This is a genomic window from Vibrio sp. YT-18, from assembly GCF_033337345.1.
Classification (GTDB): domain Bacteria; phylum Pseudomonadota; class Gammaproteobacteria; order Enterobacterales; family Vibrionaceae; genus Vibrio; species Vibrio alginolyticus.
Window position 1 is genome coordinate 201,057 of sequence record NZ_JAWOQO010000001.1, and the last position, 19,446, is coordinate 220,502.

The window sequence follows — 19,446 nt, forward strand, 5'->3', positions numbered from 1 at the left end:
GTTAGTAATAATAACTAAAATAATAGGCTTACTGTTTGTTTTAAATACCAACCTTGATACAAGTACGTTCAAGAAAATATTATTCAACTCTAATAATATTTATTCTATGAAAGAGTACTAAGTGTCTAATAATCAGAGTACAGCCAAAGGATATATCGATCAGTTGGTTGTTAAAGCTATTGAAAAAAAGAAACTGAATGAGCAAAGGCTAGCAGAAAAAAATAAGCCGAAGCTTGAGTACGTGCTTTTTTCACAGTTCGATGTATTAGACAAGCTTCCTTCTAAAAATGGTAAGACAACGGTTTACCATCTTGCAAAAAAAGGGCAGCCAGAGAAGCAAATCTGTTGCAAAGTTATCAATGATGACTCGCCAGAATTTGCGAGCAAAATGTTGATTAACGAAGCGAGCAGGCTGGAGCTTTCTCAACACCCTAGCGTGGCTAACTTTGTAAAAATCGGCAACGAATTCGAACGCCCATATTTGATGTACGAGTGGATCCAAGGTGAGTCACTGGCAGAAAAAATGGAGCGTCATTCTTCTAAAGGCTTCCGCCACGACCACATCGCTTGGTTGGTGTATCAACTCGCTGGCGCTCTAGAGTTTATGCATACAAGAGGTATCTGCCATCTTGATATTAAACCATCTAACGTATTAGTGAGTGAAGGCGATTACGTTAAGCTCATTGATTTCGGCGCTGCTCGTTACATTGGAGAGACAGAACCTTACGCAGAAGCAAGCTTGAGCTACGCTTCCCCTCTTTATATAGAAACTGGCATCGCGGAACCGCAAGATGATGTTTACTCTCTCGCTTTGCTCGCTGGACATCTATTTTTAGGCTCAATATTTGGTGATGCTTGGAATAAGCAGTTAAAAGACCGAAAGCGTCCGGCTTTGATCCCGGTTCATATTTGGAAATTGCTGAAAGAAGTCATCAACAAACCAAGAGGGCATGGCTATACCGCTATTTCTTTTGCTCAACAGTTAGCGCGAATCGATACGCAATCAATTAGCTCAAATTCTAACGCACCAATTTTCAGTAGCTTGCGTAACGCGGACTTGCTGCTTACACACTGTAAGCCAAATGATAAAACGGCGTATGGTCGCTTTAAAATATTAGAGGCGAGCTTAGTGTTGAGTGTGCTGGCAACAGCAGGAAGTTATTTGTATCAACAGAATAAAGATCAATTGGATGCCATTTTTTCCCGAGGTGTCACTACTGTAACTCACGTTATTACGCCCTCTGAAACGGCTTCTTTTTTGGCTCAGCCTCCATGGAAAATCAAAGAAGAATTGTCTCAAGCTACTCAGAGTATTGATATGACAGTAGCTTATCGAACAGCATATCAAGCTCAGCAGTTAAGCCTCTCGAATTTATATGAAGAAAAACAGGCTCAGTTAACGTCGTATCAATCGTTAGCGGATGGCTTACCAATGGCATTAGTCGAATTACGTAAGGAGCTTGTCACCTTGCGAGAAACCCTTGTTCGTGACGGTGCCCTGTTTCCATATGCGGATGAGGCGTTGACTAAAGTGATGTCTGGATTAAATGTCGCGTCTATCGATTCCATGAAAGTATCTGCCATAGCTGGCAGTCGAGATAAGCAGATTGCTCGCTTAATTTTAGATGGTGAAGCTAAGCTCGCAGAAAATGAAATGAAAGAGGCATGGTTGTTAAACCAGTCACAAGCCTATTTCTACAACCAAATCTTACCAAAGGCTGTGATGGAAAATATTAATGACTCCATCGATAAACATGCAGAGGCGCACTTTTACACCAAAGCAATTGAAGAAGCTGAATTAGCCAAAGCCTACTTCGGTAATACGCCAGAACTAGACAAAAAAATAAAGGATTTAATCGTCGCAAGAAGCGAATTTATTTTGTTTAGCACCGTGATGGAGCAATCCGTTTACGACAAACAAAAGCTACATGAATCCCTTGCCGATTTAGAACGGAATGCACCAAGTAAATTTACAGAAATCACGAAAATTCTAGATAGCATGGCGTCGGATGCGATAGAGCAGAGCCATCGATTATCTAAGCCAGCAAATGGCGCAATTGCGGTAGCGCGTGCGTTGAGAGATTACTTGACTGAAGGAGACGTGAATTTTGTCCAACATTGATATCGACCGTCTGCTTAATCCTATTTCTGATGAATCTCCAGTGGGAAACGATGCCCGTTACGAGTTTTGCTATGAAATGATGGAGTCCGAAGTGAAGAAATTCGGTTCCTTGTTTGGCGAAACAGTAGATTGGAGCGTGGTAAAAACGCACGCGACCGAAGTTCTAGAGCACCACAGCAAAGACTTAAAAGCCATTTGTTACCTCGTTCGCGCGCTAACAGAAGAGTTTGGTCTGCAAGGCTTTGAACAAGGTCTAAAGCTGCTTAGTGAGGCGTTAAGTCGCTTTGGCGTTGAATTGTATCCTTCCCGAAAGCGGGGTCGAGATGGCGCGGTCGAATGGTTGAACCATCAGTTTAAACTGGTCAGCAGCAAGTTAGCGGAAAGCGCTCAGTCATGGGATTTGGTATCAAACTGCATTTCGACTATTGAAGAAGTGCAGCGTCAATACGACGAGGTTTATCAAGACTCAGAAGCGGATTTCTTTGAGATTCGCACTCAACTCAATGTTTTATCTCAACAAGCGGCGGCTGATGAGCAGAGCGATGATGCAGTCGTTAACGTCGAACAAGCGGCGCCTGCACCAGCTACGCAGCCTGCTGCCGCAGAAACGCCAGCGCAGAGTGAAGTGCAAACCGCACCGGTGAAGGCGGTTCCGCCGGCCCCTAAACCTGCGCCAGTTAAGAAAGCGGTAGCAAAAGAAGTCGATGTCGATACGGACTTCTCTTCGCCGACGGCTTCTAAGCGCACCTTGAAGAAGGTTGCGGAAGTCATGCTTCATGCGAACCCAAGTGATCCGCTGGCTTACCGGATTTATCGTCATCTGACTTGGGATGACATTGATGGTCTACCCGACCACCAAAATAATCAAACGCCTTTGAGCTTGGCAGTGTCGTCCGATCAACAAGCAGAATACCGAGATAAAGCTGACCAAGAAAGCGACATCGACACCATTAAGCGTTTGGAGCGCACATTAACGGATGCGCCGTTTTGGCTGACGGGCCATTACTTCGTGTATTCGATGCTTAATAACTTGGGTTTTGATGATGCAGCGCTTGCTGTGAAACAAGAAGTGACGCGTTTTGTTGACTCACTAGAGGGCATAGAGCACCTCTCATTTAAGAATTCTATACCATTTGCAGATGAAGCGACCTTGAGCTGGTTATCGACTCAAGATACTACTTCTTCGACTTCTCAACCCGTTGTTCAAACGGTTGTGATTTCGCAGGAAGACTCGCTGCCAATGGAGGATATCACTCTAGAAAATCTAGGGGAATGTGCCGCAGAGCTTGCCCGTAAACTTGAGCTGGATAGCTCGGGACGTGGGCAGTTCATGCTGTATTTACAATTGATAGCAGCTTACCAGTCTGTTGGATTATACCCGTTGTGTTTGCCGTATCTTGAGAAGGGGTGGGAAGTACAAAAAGCGTTTAATCTCGCGAGCTGGGAACCCCACTTATCGTCACAGTTAGAAGACCTAATTCGAAAAACACTCCATCGGTTATTTGGAAGCAAGGATCTTCTACCTGAGAAGTATGAAGAGTGGAAAGCAATTTACGACTAATTAAAGAGTTAGATAAGGAACGAATTATGTCACGTGACGGCTCGGTGGCTCCTAAAGAGCGAATTAATATCCGTTATGTTCCAGCAACTGGCGATACGCAAGAAGACGTAGAGCTGCCGCTAAGCATGATGGTAGTTGGCGACTTTACTGCGCGTGCAGATGAGACACCAATTGAAGAACGTACTCCAATTAACATCGACAAAGACAACTTTAACGAAGTGCTAGAGGGCATGTCTCCAAACGTTAAAGTCAACGTTGAAAACCGTCTTTCTGATGAAGAAGGCGGCCAGATTGGTGTTGATCTGACGTTCCAAAACATGAAGGACTTCTCTCCTGAAGCGATCGCGAAAAGTGTACCTGAACTAAACAGCCTACTTGAGCTTCGCGAAGCCTTGGTTGCACTTAAAGGTCCTCTAGGAAATGTTCCTGCGTTCCGTAAGAAGATCGCATCGGTTCTTCAAGATAAAGAAGCGAGAAAGAAACTGTTGGATGAACTAAGCATTGGCAACGACCAAGACGCGAAAGAAGAGTAAGGGATATCATGTCTGCAGAAGCACAAGCGCCAGAACAAGAAGCAGCCTTAGTTGAATCAGGCTCACTTCTGGATAGCATTCTTAACGAAACACGTTTAAAGCCAAGTGATGAAGGTTTTGACGTTGCAAAACGCGGCGTAGAAGCATTCATCAGTGAGCTACTAAGCAGTTCGAACACAGAGAAAGTCGACCAATCTCTGGTTGATCTGATGATCTCTGAAATCGACCAAAAATTGTCTAAGCAAGTTGATGCAATTCTTCACAACGAAGAAGTTCAAGCGATTGAATCAACGTGGCGTGGCCTTAAGTACCTGGTTGATCACACTGACTTCCGCGAGAACATTCAAATCGAACTGATCTCTGCGAAGAAAGACGAAGTTCTTGATGACTTCGAAGACGCTCCAGAGGTGGTGAAGTCTGGCCTGTACAAGCAAATCTACACACGTGAATACGGCCAGTTCGGTGGTAAACCTGTTGGCGCCGTCATTTGTGATTACGCTATGTCAGCTTCGTCGCCTGACATCAAATTGATGGAATACATGGCTAACGTAGGTGCAATGTCTCACGCACCATTCATCACGTCTGCATCGGCTAAATTCTTTGGCCTAGACAGCTACGAAGAGCTGCCAAACCTAAAAGATCTGAAGTCTGTATTCGAAGGCCCACAGTACGCGAAATGGCGTGGTCTGCGTGAGCACGAAGATGCACGTTACCTAGGTCTATGTACGTCTCGCTTTATGCTACGTACGCCTTACTCTGTTGAAGATAACCCAATCAAGGCGTTTGACTACGATGAGCAAGTGACAGACAGCCATGATAACTACCTATGGGGCAACTCAGCGTACGCGATGGCGTCCAAGATCAGTGAATCATTTGCTAAGTACCGTTGGTGTCCGAACATTATTGGTCCTCAAAGCGGTGGTACTGTACAAGATCTACCGGTTTACAACTTTGAAGCTATGGGTCAAATCGAGACTAAGATCCCAACCGAGATCCTGGTTTCTGACCGTCGTGAGTATGAGCTAGCAGAAGAAGGTTTCATTGCGCTAACCATGCGTAAAGGTTCTGACAACGCGGCGTTCTTCTCTGCAAACTCTGTTCAAAAACCAAAAGTGTTTGCGAACACGCCTGAAGGCAAACAAGCCGAGATGAACTACAAGCTAGGTACTCAGCTTCCTTACATGTTCATTATCAACCGTTTAGCGCACTACATAAAAGTGCTACAGCGTGAGCAAATTGGTTCTTGGAAAGAGCGTTCTGACCTAGAAATCGAATTGAACAAGTGGATTCGTCAATACGTTTCTGACCAAGAGAACCCGCCAGCGGAAGTTCGTGGTCGCCGCCCACTTCGCGCTGCGAAGGTTGAAGTATCAGACGTAGAAGGCGATCCAGGCTGGTACAAAGTATCGATGTCTGTACGTCCTCACTTCAAGTACATGGGCGCAAGCTTCGACTTGTCTCTAGTTGGTAAGCTAGACCAATAACCCATTACTGAAACCATCAAGCAGCCAGTGAAGACTGGCTGCTTTTTTCGTAGGATCGCATATGGAAAAAGGTTACCGTCTTTTAGAGCGGATCGAGCTAGGAGAACCAAAAAACTGCTACGAGAAAGTGGTGTCTCATAAGCATTTGATTGAATCCATTCACTCGCATCTCGCTGACTTGTTGAATACGCATTCCGGCAACGCAATGATCGACAATGAGTATGGTCTGCCAGATTTTAACGACGTACTTTCTAACAACACGAACCTCGTTCGCCATATTCAAAAAAACATCACGTCAACCATAGAGCGCTTTGAGCCCCGACTGCTGAATGTCGAGGTTCATTACCGTGAAGACCACCATAATCCATTACAACTCGGCTTTGGTATTCGCGGCGAAGTTTCCCATAACGGCGGTAAAGTCCCAATGTCGATCGATGTCTACATGGGAACCGACGGCCAATTTAACGTTTAGTAGGTGCCACTTGAGTAACAGTAAATACTTTCAAGATGAACTCACGTATTTACGCGAGTCGGGTAGTGAGTTTGCCAAATATCATCCGAAGTTAACTCACTTTCTCTCTGAAGGAACTTTTGATCCAGATGTCGAACGATTGCTGGAAGGTTTTGCTTTTTTGACCGGACGCATCCGCGAAAAGATTGACGATGAACTGCCTGAGCTTACGCAATCTCTGATGACTTTGCTGTGGCCACATTACATGCGTTCGATTCCGTCTTTGTGTATTAGCGAACTAAAACCGCATACCGGAAGTGTTACTGAGAAAACCGTGGTGAAACGTGGTGCGGAAATGGCCAGCGAGCAGGTAGAAGGCACGCAGTGTTTGTTCCGTACTTGTTATGACGTCAATCTATACCCAATTACGATTACTAACATCGAACAAACTAACAGCCGCACCAGCTCGATGATTGATGTGACGTTATCGACGGAGCATGGCCTTGAGCTGTCTCGGATAGGTTTAGACACGCTGCGATTGCACCTGCATGGTGAGATTCATATTACTCGCACTGTCTTCTTATGGCTGTTCCGTTATCTAGATCACGTCGAGTTGGATGTTGGTGGCGGCTACAAACATCGTTTAGGGCCAGAATACGTTAAGCCAGTCGGGCATGAAGAGGACGAGGCGCTGTTGCCTTACAGCAAAAATTCCTTTGCAGGCTACCGTTTGCTGCAAGAATTCTTCTCTTTGCCAGATAAGTTCATGTTTTTCGACATTAAAGGCTTAGAGTGGCTAAAAGGCATTCCACAGCGCAGTACGGTCAAAATCAAATTCCACTTTAAGCGTGCTTTGCCTTCAGAGGTGGTGCTTAAAGATAAACACTTAAGGTTGCACTGCACACCTGCCGTTAACTTGTTTGAAAAAGACGGCGATCCAATCCGTTTAGAGCATCGACGAAACGAGTACAAGGTGCGTCCACAAAGTAACACTCAAGAGCATTACGAGGTTTATTCCATTGAGCAAGTGGAGAGCTGGAGTAAAGACGAGCGTCGCCGAAAACCACTGATTGAATTTGAATCGTTTGAGCACCAAATCAACCAGCGTGATAAGCGAGAGTTCTACAAATCCAAAGTGGGCGAGCGAGTAAGCGGAAGAGGGTTAGAGCGCTATATCTCATTCCATACTCACAATGGCGACATCGCGGATTTAGGGACTGAAACCGTATTGATGAAACTGCAATGCAGTAACGCAGACTTAGCGGAGCGCCTGTCAGTAGGAGATATCACGTACGCGACGCACAAATCGCCAACGTATGCGACGTTTAAAAACATTACTAAGCCAACACAGTCAGTAAGTCCTCAGGTTAATGGTGAACTTCAATGGCAGTTGATTGCCAACATGTCGCTTAACTACTTGTCTTTAGCGAATATCGATGTGTTGAAAGTGTTGCTCTCGACTTACGACTTCCATTCTCGTGTTGATAGACAAGCCCACCGCGCGTCGATTCATCGACTTGATGGCATTATTTCTTCAGAGATGAAACCAATCGATCGCGTATTTCGTGGTGTATCTGTGCGTGGTAACCAATTCAAGCTCGTGACGGACTCTAAGTTCTTCGTAAATGAAGGCGATATGTTCCTTATGGCCACGGTATTGAATGAATTTATCCGTTTGTATTCGAGTGTGAACTCCTTTACCGAACTAGAGGTGTTCGATGAAGCGACGGGCGAGGTTTACAACTGGGCAAGCCTAATCGGGCAGCAGACGATACTATGATTAACACACTTTCTGATAAGTCGAATGAGTTTAGTTTCTACCAAGCAGTGTTGCTGTTAGAGAAACACTACCAGCTGGAGCCAAACTCAAACTTTGTTGCCGTGGGCGAGAACAAATACTTCCATCAAGAGCGAATTGAGTTCAGCGTGTCGCCAAACCTGTGCTTTCCAAAGAGTGATATGGATTTTATTACTCATATGGAAAGAAACGGACAGCAATATTCACGTATTGAGACGAACTTTCTTGGCTTGCATGGTTCAAGCTCGCCCCTACCTGCGTCTTACACTGAGAAACTCGTCGGTCGTGATCCCGATGATAACCCAGTGAAGGACTTCTTCGACTTTTTCCACAACCGCTATACAAGCTTACTGTATCGTGTTTGGAAGAAATACCGATATCACGTGCAGTACAAAAGCGGGGCGAGCGATGCGTTTTCTGGGCGCATACTGCATTTGGCTGGTCTGTCAAGCGTTATGCAAGATTGTGAAGTAGCGGAGTTAGATCGAGCGAAAGTTCTGTCTTACGTGAACCAGTTATCTACGCGTACACGCTCACCCAAGCTTATTTCCGGTATTGTTTCGCACTACTTTTCACTGCCGAATGTGCGAATCGAAGAATGGGTTTATCGGCGGGTCGAGATTGCAGAAAGCCAACGTAACAAACTCAACCGCTCCAATTGTATATTGGGGCAAAGCTTACACTTGGGACAAAGCATTGCGGATTTGAACGGCAAGTTTAACTTGTGTATCGACAACATTGATTTTGAAACGTTTAAGCAGTTTTCCTACGATGGTGAGTTACATAAGACGCTGGTGGGCTTGATGCGCTTTATTCTGCGTGACCCAATGTCGTGGGACCTAAAGTTGACAGTTAACCTAGACAGTATTCCAGAAAACAAACTGGGTAATGGAGAAGGGAACCAACTAGGTCAAACGTTCTGGCTAGGAAACCCAGGTGATAAAGACGCCAAAATTCGACTTATCGGAAGCATATAAGAAAGCCGCTCAACGAGCGGCCCTTTATGTTTTCCTCAAAGAGGTCAGAAAAGCTTAACGACTGATCGGCTGATGCAGTACAACGGTAGTATCAAGCCTTTGAATGCCGTTAAATGATTCAATTTCATTACAAAGATGATGAATAGACTGCAGGTCGGGCGCTTCAATTAGGGCAATAATATCAAAGTTGCCACCAACAACGCTCGTTAAGCGAACCTCAGGGATTTCTTTAAGTGCATTCGTTACATCATTCTTCTTACCCTTTTCACAAGAGATCAGTAGATAACTAGCGGCTTTTCGCCCTTCATTTTCTACACGAATCTGTGCGGTATAGCCTTTGATAATACCGGTCTTTTCTAAACGATTAATTCTTTCTGCTACTGCTGTTCGAGACAAACCAATGTTTCGGGATAGATTTGCAATCGACTCTCGCCCATTCGACAATAGACTTGAAAGTATTTTTCGATCTAATTTATCTAAACCTTGTAAAGTCATGTTTGAAATCATGTGTTCTGCCTATTTTGTTTTTATATTGTTATTAAATCGACTCAGGGAGCGTAAAGTTATACAGCTCAGCAAGAGTGAATGGGTTTTTCTGTGTCAACGGAGTGATGCGTAAGCTCAAGTCCCTCCCTGACACTTTTATGTCACTGACAAAGCTGCCGTTATGAGTGTTTGTCAAGGTCGAGTCACCTAGCAATCTGTATATCGCCCATTGACCACTCTTATTTAAAACGTGCTGTCTGCCTTCATCGGTTACATCCTGGAGTGTGATACTAATATTGAAGTCACCATTTTGCGGTGGCCATGCCATTTCACGAATGCGGCTTGGACCGTGGTAGTAACTTATATTGGTATCTGCAATTTTTAAGCTCGCTCTAATCGCACTAGAATCAAGATCGAGTACTCTTGCACTAAACGGAATATGAACGCGGTTAGTGCTTTTATTAATTAATGTGTCTCGAATAACGTTATAGTTACGCAGTTGCACTAACAGAGCCGGAGAGATTGGCATCGTCTCGCCATCCACCTGTTTTGGCGTCCACAAATTGGTATCGTAGAACGGTGCAAAATTTTTCTGAATAAATGTGTCTAACAAGCCACCTGAAGCAAACAGTAATTCAAAATCTTCAATTGAGATTTCCTCGGTCGCTGTTAGATCAAATGGGTATCGTCCCAGCCCTATCTCTTTAAACTTGGTGTAAATCTCGCTGTACCATTGGGTTTGAATGCCTTTAGCGGACTCTTTAATCATGACTGACCAGCTTTGTTGAACCACATCTAACAACCAGCTACGAACGGGTTCCGGTGATTTTTGGGCAATCTGTTTAAGTTTGATTAATGGGTCAGCTTCACTGCTGTTCATTCGATGCTGAGCTGCCGCTAGCGCCGCCATTTGCGGGTCAGGTGCATCAGCGATGTCTTTCATATACGTGCGAACACGGCTTAACGCAGCTACGGTCTCATCCCAAGGAGTAGGGGAGTTTGGTGTTTCACTGACCTGAAGTTGGTTTAATAAGTGAAAAGCTTGTTCAACACGTTTCATCAACAAGTAATCAGGCTTAACTACTTCCTCTACTGCGTCTGATGCGGAGTCTGCCGCTGCCACGAGTTTCGGGTCTAGCTTAGAAATCAGAGCATTTTTTTCACCAACGGGTGAAAATTGTGTGTTGGCATAGACCTGCTTCAGTACGGTTGTCATTGGTGAAGAAGGGCCCGAGATTAAGTCTATCGCGTTCGTTAGATCGCCGACATTGTCATAGTTCTGGACTTTTAGTTCACTCAGCGCATTGCGCCAATTACTGATGTAGTCGTCAGTATATTTTTTACGTACTTCCTCTTTGAAGGCTTCTTGTTCTTCACTAGTAGGAATAACGTGTTGTGACAGACCTAAAACCCAGTTGTCACTGATGACTTGTTGTGACATTAGGTCCACGCGTGGTCGATAAAAAGTGCTAAAGCCAGTGGAGGTATAGATCTTATCTACGATCAAGCGTTCACTATCGATTGGTGTGTTGAATACATTGCTAAACTCAAAACCCACAGCTCGTTGCAGATCTAGGGTTCCTAAATCAATCGAATTTGCTTCGTTTAAAATGCCTGCATAAACGAGATCAACATTCGAATTTGCTAGCAATGAGCGACGTGTTGCGCGAACAAGATCCATATTGATATCAATTGGATCAAACTGCGTGCGAAAGTAAGCGTCCAAATAGCGCATCGCCTGATTGACGACGTCACTTTGGTTGCTTAAATCGTTCATCATTTGGAGAGTTTGATGACGCAAAAAACGGATATCACGCTTTGTTGGATCGTTTAGCATTAGATACCCCTTCAATAGAGGTAAAGCGCGTGTAAAAGTGTTCTGATTTTGTGTCAGTTGTAGACGGTAACCTTTCTCAATAAGAGGTATTAACTGTTGAGCAACGTCCTTAAGTAAAGCTTCGTAAGCGATGCGAGTGCTTTGATCCAAACGGCTAATGTTGAGTGGTAATATCTCTTCATCCAAAGCCTTAGAACCTTTAAGCCACGCCCCATAAGAAGGCTCTATTGCTTTCGTCGCCTTCGCTAAAAGCTCATTGAATCTTGCATCTTGCTCTACTTGTGATTTGTCATCGATACTCAAGAGTTGATTCATCACATGTAAGTTACTGTCTAATGTCGTGAAAAAGAAGTAACTGCCCCCAGTAAGCAGGATAATAGAGCCGAGTATTGCCAAACGGCTTTGCCTCTGAATTAGACGAAGATACGTCTTGTTTTCGCCCGCAAAGTCGCTTTCCGGCAATATTTGTGAATCAATCAGAAAACGAGAGAAATAAGGCGTTTCTGTTAACTGAGTATGCTCTGACGCGATAATAGGTAAGTTGAAGTAATTACTACAACTTTTTGCAAGTAAATTGTACTTGCGACCGCCTTGCAGACTCGAACTAAAGAAAATCTCACGGATGTCTAGTGAATAGACACCGTTGTTAACATCACATAGACGCTCAAGCACATAGCTGACTTCAGACTGACATAGCTCAAACTGCTTAGGGAAAGCGAGTATTGCTTGTTTCTCATCAATGTCCGTTGAATTAGCGGATGCATCTAGCGCATTACTTTCAAGCACTCTCACTAGATTTCGATAGCTATCGCGGTAGTACTCTGCAAATACACCTTTGGCTTCTTTTAGTGGGATAGAGAGGAACTCAACACGTGTCTTGAGAGAGCTAAAGTGCATGTATTCTTTAAAGCCATCTAACTTGTCTAGCTTTGACATAATCAAATAGATTGGCAATGCCGAAGACGTTTTAGAGTTGATGCTACTCAAGCGCGCCAATAACGACGAAATGGTGTACTCTTTTTGCTCTGGCTCAGAGACGATCATGAACTCGAAATCGGTGAAGAATAGACAGCCTGAAAATGGCTTTCGAGGTCGATGATGAATAACTTCTTCAATGAACGTATTCCATAAAGAAGCATCACTGCTTGATACTTCCTGGAACACTAAGCGTTGGTCTGGTTTGATGTATACAGCGCTGTCAGATTCGTACCATTCAAAAAAGTCATTCTTAGCGGTTCTAGTGCGATCCATCGGTTTGATTGCACTAGAATTAAATAAAAATTGACGTCGCCCTGACCCTTTATTACCAAGCATCAGGTAAATTGGTTTCTTGCCTGAGTTAGCAAGAAGAGGCTGGATAACCATAGAAAGTGCTTCTTCCTCGGTTTCCAAATGTTGAGCTTTAGCGTTGTTCTTTTTCTTCAACCATAATGTGAATTGAAAAGTGACGTAAACAATGGCGATAGCACCAAGGGTCAGCCAAAGATAAAGTTGATCGATTTCGTCAAGAAAAAGCAGATAAATAGTGGTGATAATTGCAGCCACTAAAAACATCAATATAGTAGAAATCACCACTGGATTTCTAAACAGTTTTTGTTTGAACATAAGCCTAAAACTTCTTTAATTGTATTGTTATTTATTGTCAGTTTTTTCAGCTTGTAGCTGACTCAATTTATATAGGTAGATGTTCAGTAAAAGGGTTGCGCGGTCAATTTCCTTTTGCTGTGAATACTTTTCAGCGTATTCAATACGACCTAAAAGCGGGAATAACGAGTTACTGTATTCGTACGCCTTTTCAGAGTTCTTATCTACATTCTGTCTAGCTACGTTGGCAAACACCGTTCTTGCGTCTGAGAATCGCTTATAAACATCCATAAACTGGTCTTCTAAATGGGCGCTCTGTGTCAAAAAGTTCTGACGTAGTTGCTGTGCAGAAGACGAATCCGGATAGATCGCGATTAATTCATTGGTCAAGCTATCGAGCTCGCTGACGTTACTTACTTTTGCCGAGTCTAAAAACCAGTTATTCATCATAATATCGACACGATTAATGGCCTGCGTTTTCAATGACTGAGCATATTTTTTATTTTCGTAATCTAACGAGGCGACCAAATTTACAAGTTCATTAAGTGAAGCTTGATTAATTTTTTGTTCCAATGTTCGATAACGTTGTTGCTCGTACATGAAATGTGAACATATCGCAGTAACAATCAAACCAATAACGAAGTAGATCATAAATCGACCAGACTTTGCCGGTGATGCTTTCTCTTGGCTATTTAGGTTGGGTGGTGACACCGGTGCTGGAGAGGGAGACACATTCACTTTAATTTCAGGTGCCTTCTGCGTTGCTGCAGGAGCGCTAGTGTTGGCTTGTTTTTTCTCGCGTAACTCAGCCGCAATCTGTTGTTCTTTTATCTGCTCAATCCATTGATTCAAAATACGGCGAATGCGACCTAATGACGGCGCTTCAATACCGTAATGAAGACGAAGCTCTTCCTCAATCCTCAAGCATAACTGATGTGCTGCCTCTATCAATGGAAGCTCTTCTGGTAACGCTCGATGCTTATTAATTCGTTTTTCAGTATGCTCTACCATCCATTCAATAGCGCTCATTCGTGCCTTTGACTTTGAATGCTCTGGATACGCGTTGAACCAATATACGACACACACATCAAGTATTGAGTTTAACCCTTCAACAAGGCCTCTTAAGCCGTCGTTATAGGTTGACGCAACGGTAAAGTAACAGCAACAACGTAGGTCTTTCGCTTGGGTACTCAAGATCTTTTTTGAGAGTGTTTGAACCGTTTTCCACGAGACTCTCCCTGTGACTTTATTCAGGTTGTTTATTTGACGTTTAATTTCGTCAAAATCCTCAGAACCATTAGGATTAGAGCCGCTTGGGTTATTTTCATCGATTGGTCTTCGAGCGAAGTCGGTAAAAAACATAAGGAAAGTTCCAACTGATCATATAGAAGTATTAAGTTATATAGGATTTCACTACTGTTATATTAAATTATAAGCAGTGCACATCTGCCGCAATTCTATAGACAAAATAAGCGGATTAGATAATAAAAATTCATTAAAAGAAATTAAATTACTTTTAGTGTGATCTTTGTTCATAATATTAATATCAATAGTTAAGTCTATTTATAAGAAGAAACTTATATATGAAGATGAGAACGTTGATTAAAAAGTAACTAAATTGTTATCGGAGATTACGGTTTGTTCAATTAGCAATCAAATTCTGTGACTTCTATTTAAATAGAAAGATTTACTGTCTCGTCACTTAATCTGTAGTCGGTTCTTTAGTTTTTGTTTGTAGGTAAAACAACCAACCTGATAGTTGAAATGTATTAAATTATAGGTGTTTTTTTAGGCTTATTGAAAAAGAGAATATAATTGATATCTTTCGCCTCTAAGTAGAATATCGGTTTTCCTAGAGGGACGAAATGCTAAAACCAAGTCAAATTGGGCTGATTTCAGCCATGTGTCTATTTTCTTCTGTTGCAATGGCAAAAGGGGAGCGATATGGACTCTCTACCAGTATGTTGACTATCGATAGCATTAAATACGATGAAGGTAAAAGTGGTGAGCAGGATACGCTTAGGTTCGGCTTGGTTCATACTCGTCCTATTGATGAAAACAATAACCGTTGGCGTTGGTGGTTAGGGCTAAACTATCTAGCAGAAGATATTGAAGCGCCAGCAAACGGCTTATATCAAGAAGCGACGAACTATGAACTTCGTGTTGTTCCTCAATATGCGTTGACTTCTTGGAGTGTTTTCACGCCATACGTTGGTGCGGGCTTGTCTGTCGGTTACTCGCAATATTCTAATCGCTGGCAAGTAGACCAAGAGGGCTATCGTTATGAGAGTGTTGAAGACATCGACCAGTTTGAGTTAGGTGCGGTTGTGACCCTTGGTACTGCTATAAAGTTAGGCAGTAATCCTGACGCCCATATACAAATTATCCCGCAGGCCTCTTATATCCTTCCGGTTGTAAATGATGGAATTGGTGGGCTTGAACTATCAGTTTCTTTGCTCTTTTGAGGTTCGTAAATGTACTCAAATCAGCTAGTTTTATTTATCTCAAAGTGTCCAGAGGAATACACCGGTGCAAAGCATATTGAAATGCCTGAAAGTGGTGGTTCGATAGGTCGTTCCCCAAGCTGTAGCGTGTCTTTAGCCGATCACAACCGCTTTATATCGGGCACTCATTGTTTGCTCAGCGTGTATGGAGATACCTATTATATAAGTGACGTATCAACTAACGGCACAATGGTAAATGGGAATAAAATATTAAAAAATCAACCCGTTGCGATAGTTGATGGCGACATCATTTCTTTAGGGCAATATGAGATTGGTGTTTCTCTTGAGCACGTTACCTCAACACTAGACATCGCCGCTGATATTGCTCCTGAGCGAGTATCTAGCGATCCTCTGGTTAGTCTAGGAGATGCGGTTGTCGAAGAGGAAGAAAAAGTCGGTGCCTTAGAAGATTTGTTTATGGAGACTAAACAGGATGACATTGATTGTCATGATCCTGTTGCTCACCTTAACTTTTCGATGCAGCGAGATGACGATTACTTAATTCGTGATAATGAGCGTACAGAATCTGAACAACCTAGAACCGTGGAAAGCACACGTCAGGTGGTCGATGACAGTTTCAGTATATATTCCGAATTTGATCAACCAAGCCTAATCCCTGAAGACTGGATGGCTGTGGAAACCAAGAGTAACGCATCAGTCAATGATGCATTAGCGCCAGAAAGCGGTAAGGTACATAGAGCCGATATTGCCTCAGCTGAGGTGATGCAACCTGGCACAGTAGCCCCAGATAGCACGATTCAAAGACAACATCGTACGCCTAATGTTACTGAGATGGTCGTAGAGCAGGCTAACACAGGGTCAAAATGGGAAGAGATGACCCAATCTTTTACGCCTTCTCCTAACACTAATCAGCAACTTCAAATACCTACGGCAGAGCACGCGATAAACAGTACGACGAAAGCACAAGTCGATACTGATGCGGCCGTTTGCTCTCAAGATATAGCGCAAGCGTTTTTTGATGGTTTGGGTATTCGAAACTCAGAGTTGATGACAAACGAGGCGCAGTTATTCAAGCAAATGGGCACTTGCTTGCGTTTATGTATTGATAACCTACAGAAAGAGTTGCACGAAGTGGAATCGTTAAAAGATGAGCAGAGTGCGAGTGAGGCTAACTCGAACATTGCAGAGCTAATGCTCACTTTGAATAGTCAGCAATTACTGGCTCCAAATGAACTGGTTGAACAAATGCTCGATGAGCTGAACGACCACCAAGTTATGTTTAACAAAGCACTGAATGAGCTCATTTTAGAACAGTCAGAAACGAACGATCCCGTAGCATTTGCTAACAGGGTCACTAGCCAGTCTTTGTTCTCAACTAAGTCAAAGCTGTGGACCGAATACCTAGATTTCTACACTAATAATCGTCGCCTGCTTAATGAAACATCCTTAAAAGGGCTGATTAAGAAAAACTATAACAAAGTGATTAAGGGAAACCATGCGTAGTATCGCCGTATTACTCGGATTTGCCATGTTGTCCGGTTGTTCCATGTGGGATCAATTTAAAGAGTCCACTGGTATCACACCAGAAACTTCGTCGATTGAATTGGTTATTGAGGCATCACCTGTACTCAATGTAAGAAATGGGGGCCAGTCATCTCCAGTTATTCTCCGTCTTCACGAATTAAGTTCGCCAGTATTGTTCCGAAGCTTAGATTTCTTTGCCTTGTTTGAGAGCGATAAAGCGTCGTTGGGTGATGAGTACATCAAACGTTACGAATATCAAATACAGCCAGGTGGAAAAGTTCATGAAATGCTAACGCTAGACCCTGACACTCGTGCCGTCGGTTTTTCAGTGGCTTTTCGTGATATTGATGGTTCGTCATGGCGAAAAGTGGAAGTTATTGAAGAGAAGAGCGAGTACTACATCAAGCTCAAGTTAGAGGGCAGTGAGTTAATTTCTGATAACACTCGCGGCATTGAACAGGTTTACTTTTAAGGGATAGAAACATGTCTTTATACAATCCAGTTGTTTGGCAAGATGGAATGTTCATGAAGCCGCAGCATTTTCAACAACTCGATCGTTCGCAAAGTAAACTATCGAGCCTACTGAGTGCCAATGCATCGCCTTTGCATTGGGGAGTTAAACGTTTAGAAATCAACTCTCAGTTACTAGCACTGGGTAAAATCGGTATTACTCGTGCTGAAGGTATTTTACAAGACCGGACACCATTTGAGCTTCCGTTGCTTGCCGAGCTGCCTGAAGTGAAAGATGTAGATCCTTCGATTGCCGATAAAGTCGTTTATTTGTGCTGTCCGTTACCATCGGAACGTTCTGAGTTGTTTGGTACCAAAAAAGACGGTGCGCGCTATACGATGGAATCTCAAGAAGCGGTTGACGCTTGTTATGATTCGGAAGACATGGCAAATATCGTCGTCGGTAAGCTTAACTTTTGCTTAATGTACGATCATGAAGATAAGAGTGCTTATACGTCTGTTCCGATCTTAAAGATCTCAGAAGTGAAGCCTGATGGCAGCGTGATCTTAGATGATAGTTTCATTCCTACCTGTATCGATATTCATGCGTCGACAGTACTGAGTAAATTTGCGACCGAGTTTGCTTCTATGTTGAAGCATCGCGCGGAATCGATAGTTCAGCGATTAGGGGTGGTGGATCAACAAGGCGTATCATCGGTTTCTGACTTTATGCTATTGCAAGCGCTCAACCGATACGAACCCTTGTTTTGGCATTTCGCAAGCACAGAAGCTGTGCATCCTGAGTCTTTGTATCGAATTCTTCTTCAGGCAGAAGGTGAGCTTTCGACGCTGTGCTCAACGACACGCCGACCTATTGAGTTTACGAAGTACAATCATGGTGATCTTACTAGCTGTCTTTCTCGTGTCCTAGACAGTGCAAAAATGACATTGAGCGTGATGTCTGAGCAAAGAGCAATTCCACTGACCTTAAAAGATCAGAACTATGGCATCAGAACGGCAGCAATCCCTGACAATAAGATCATTGATACGACAACCTTTATCCTCGCAGTTAAAGCCGACGTGACCTTGGATGTTCTGCATACCCAGTTTGTCAGCCAAACGAAGATCGGTTCTATCGATAACATACGTGACTTGATTAACCTTCAACTGCCTGGGATTGAGATCAAACCAATGCCAGTTGTGCCACGCGCGCTGCCGTATCACGCTGGCTACACCTATTTCGAGCTCGATAAAACGGGCGAAGAGTGGATGGCATTGAAGAACACTGCTGCGATTGCGATTCACGTTGCGGGCGATTTCGCTAACTTATCATTGCAACTTTGGGCCGTTCGTCTATGAGTTACGCAGAAACCGACGTCACCGTAGTCTTATTCCAACCAGAGCCTGGCAAACCAATGGAGGTAATGCCAGCGCCTGACTTGTCGAGAAACATCGCAGTACAAGATCTATCTATCGATAACATGGGTATTAACCCGCTAGTGGACCAGTTCTCATGGTTGATCGCTAGTCTGTCTTGTATGTCTTCGATCCCTTGGCTTGATGACCCGATGCCATTTCGTGAACAAGTGGCACGTGAGATTCGAAAAGGTGAACGAAAACTTAATGAAATGGAGCTCGATCGTGCTTCGGTTCTTGTTATTCGTTACTGCTTGTGTGCGGCGATTGATGAATCTGTTTGTCGGCAAGAGTGGGGGGCAAATAGTCACTGGAGCCAGAACAGCTTACTGTCTGAATTCCATAACGAAACATCTGGTGGTGACAAGTTTTTCGTTATTCTCGACCGCTTAAAAGCCGACCCTCGCAAATACCGTCACGTTATAGAGTTTCTCTATTTATTGCTTCAACTTGGTTTCCAAGGCAAGTACGGCCGTGAAGAGCGTGGTAATGAAAAGTTAGCGGAAATTGGCAGCACCATTTATCGATTAGTGCGAGATGACCGCCTAGCAGAACAAGAAAAAGTTTCTTTAATCAACCTTAAAGCTAAATACCTAAAGAAGCCGTTAAAAAGGGTAATTTCACCCAAGCTGATCTTAAGTCTTAGTGCGATGACGTTTGCGCTTATGTATGCGGCAACCTACATCGTCATAGACTTAAAATTTCAGCAACTGCTTGAAATGTATAGATAACCAGAGATCTAAAATGAGATCTTCTGC

General features: G+C 43.5%; 15 protein-coding genes. 12 read left to right on the forward strand and 3 right to left on the reverse strand.

Going from position 1 to position 19,446, the window contains the following annotated elements; genetic code table 11:
- Positions 1 to 121: 121 nt before the first annotated feature.
- The 7 genes from R7M72_RS00800 (at position 122) to tssG (ending at position 8,926) form a co-directional block, all read left to right on the forward strand.
- Entirely contained in the window at positions 122 to 2,122 is a 2,001-nt protein-coding gene (locus R7M72_RS00800; RefSeq protein ID WP_053307564.1) for a serine/threonine protein kinase, read from the forward strand.
- Positions 2,109 to 3,683 (forward strand): type VI secretion system protein TssA, encoded by a 1,575-nt coding sequence (gene tssA / locus R7M72_RS00805; RefSeq protein WP_137282738.1) that lies wholly within the window; start codon positions 2,109 to 2,111, stop codon positions 3,681 to 3,683. Before R7M72_RS00800 ends, tssA begins: the two co-directional genes overlap by 14 nt.
- Positions 3,684 to 3,709: 26 nt before the next feature.
- Positions 3,710 to 4,216: a type VI secretion system contractile sheath small subunit gene (gene tssB, locus R7M72_RS00810; protein WP_318055987.1), complete on the forward strand. Its 507-nt coding sequence runs from the start codon at positions 3,710 to 3,712 to the stop codon at positions 4,214 to 4,216.
- A gap of 8 nt (positions 4,217 to 4,224) precedes the next feature.
- Positions 4,225 to 5,700 carry a type VI secretion system contractile sheath large subunit gene (tssC, locus tag R7M72_RS00815; protein ID WP_005373378.1) on the forward strand — a complete coding sequence of 492 codons (1,476 nt, stop codon included), beginning with the start codon at positions 4,225 to 4,227 and terminating at the stop codon, positions 5,698 to 5,700.
- Positions 5,701 to 5,761: 61 nt separating this feature from the next.
- Positions 5,762 to 6,172: a type VI secretion system baseplate subunit TssE gene (gene tssE / locus R7M72_RS00820; RefSeq protein ID WP_005373376.1), complete on the forward strand. Its 411-nt coding sequence runs from the start codon at positions 5,762 to 5,764 to the stop codon at positions 6,170 to 6,172.
- Between the two features lie 10 nt (positions 6,173 to 6,182).
- Positions 6,183 to 7,931, forward strand: a complete 1,749-nt coding sequence (gene tssF / locus R7M72_RS00825) for a type VI secretion system baseplate subunit TssF (RefSeq protein ID WP_017820373.1) — start codon at positions 6,183 to 6,185, stop codon at positions 7,929 to 7,931.
- Positions 7,928 to 8,926: a type VI secretion system baseplate subunit TssG gene (gene tssG / locus R7M72_RS00830; protein ID WP_017820372.1), complete on the forward strand. Its 999-nt coding sequence runs from the start codon at positions 7,928 to 7,930 to the stop codon at positions 8,924 to 8,926. Before tssF ends, tssG begins: the two co-directional genes overlap by 4 nt.
- Before the next feature lie 54 nt (positions 8,927 to 8,980).
- Here tssG and R7M72_RS00835 read toward each other — a convergent pair whose 3' ends face one another.
- From R7M72_RS00835 to R7M72_RS00845, 3 genes are read right to left on the reverse strand one after another with little or no spacing between them, the layout of a single operon-like run.
- Positions 8,981 to 9,433, reverse strand: a complete 453-nt coding sequence (locus tag R7M72_RS00835) for an Lrp/AsnC family transcriptional regulator (protein WP_005373369.1) — start codon at positions 9,431 to 9,433, stop codon at positions 8,981 to 8,983.
- Between the two features lie 31 nt (positions 9,434 to 9,464).
- The gene (tssM, locus tag R7M72_RS00840) at positions 9,465 to 12,854 is read right to left on the reverse strand and encodes a type VI secretion system membrane subunit TssM (protein WP_318055988.1); all 3,390 of its coding nucleotides are present in this window, start codon (positions 12,852 to 12,854) and stop codon (positions 9,465 to 9,467) included.
- Positions 12,855 to 12,881: 27 nt separating this feature from the next.
- The gene (locus R7M72_RS00845) at positions 12,882 to 14,195 is read right to left on the reverse strand and encodes a type VI secretion system ImpA family N-terminal domain-containing protein (RefSeq protein ID WP_172563743.1); all 1,314 of its coding nucleotides are present in this window, start codon (positions 14,193 to 14,195) and stop codon (positions 12,882 to 12,884) included.
- Between the two features lie 503 nt (positions 14,196 to 14,698).
- Between R7M72_RS00845 and R7M72_RS00850 the strand changes: the two genes are divergently transcribed.
- Genes R7M72_RS00850 through icmH form a run of 5 tightly spaced genes read left to right on the forward strand, consistent with a single transcriptional unit; the run spans position 14,699 to position 19,419 of the window.
- Positions 14,699 to 15,298 (forward strand): hypothetical protein, encoded by a 600-nt coding sequence (locus R7M72_RS00850; protein WP_017633753.1) that lies wholly within the window; start codon positions 14,699 to 14,701, stop codon positions 15,296 to 15,298.
- Positions 15,299 to 15,307: 9 nt separating this feature from the next.
- Positions 15,308 to 16,801 (forward strand): type VI secretion system-associated FHA domain protein, encoded by a 1,494-nt coding sequence (locus R7M72_RS00855; RefSeq protein WP_318055989.1) that lies wholly within the window; start codon positions 15,308 to 15,310, stop codon positions 16,799 to 16,801.
- Entirely contained in the window at positions 16,794 to 17,294 is a 501-nt protein-coding gene (tssJ, locus tag R7M72_RS00860) for a type VI secretion system lipoprotein TssJ (protein WP_005386118.1), read from the forward strand. The genes R7M72_RS00855 and tssJ overlap by 8 nt, the downstream gene beginning before the upstream one ends.
- A gap of 11 nt (positions 17,295 to 17,305) precedes the next feature.
- The gene (gene tssK, locus R7M72_RS00865) at positions 17,306 to 18,631 is read left to right on the forward strand and encodes a type VI secretion system baseplate subunit TssK (RefSeq protein WP_054576088.1); all 1,326 of its coding nucleotides are present in this window, start codon (positions 17,306 to 17,308) and stop codon (positions 18,629 to 18,631) included.
- Entirely contained in the window at positions 18,628 to 19,419 is a 792-nt protein-coding gene (gene icmH, locus R7M72_RS00870; protein WP_005373354.1) for a type IVB secretion system protein IcmH/DotU, read from the forward strand. Before tssK ends, icmH begins: the two co-directional genes overlap by 4 nt.
- Positions 19,420 to 19,446 lie beyond the last annotated feature (27 nt).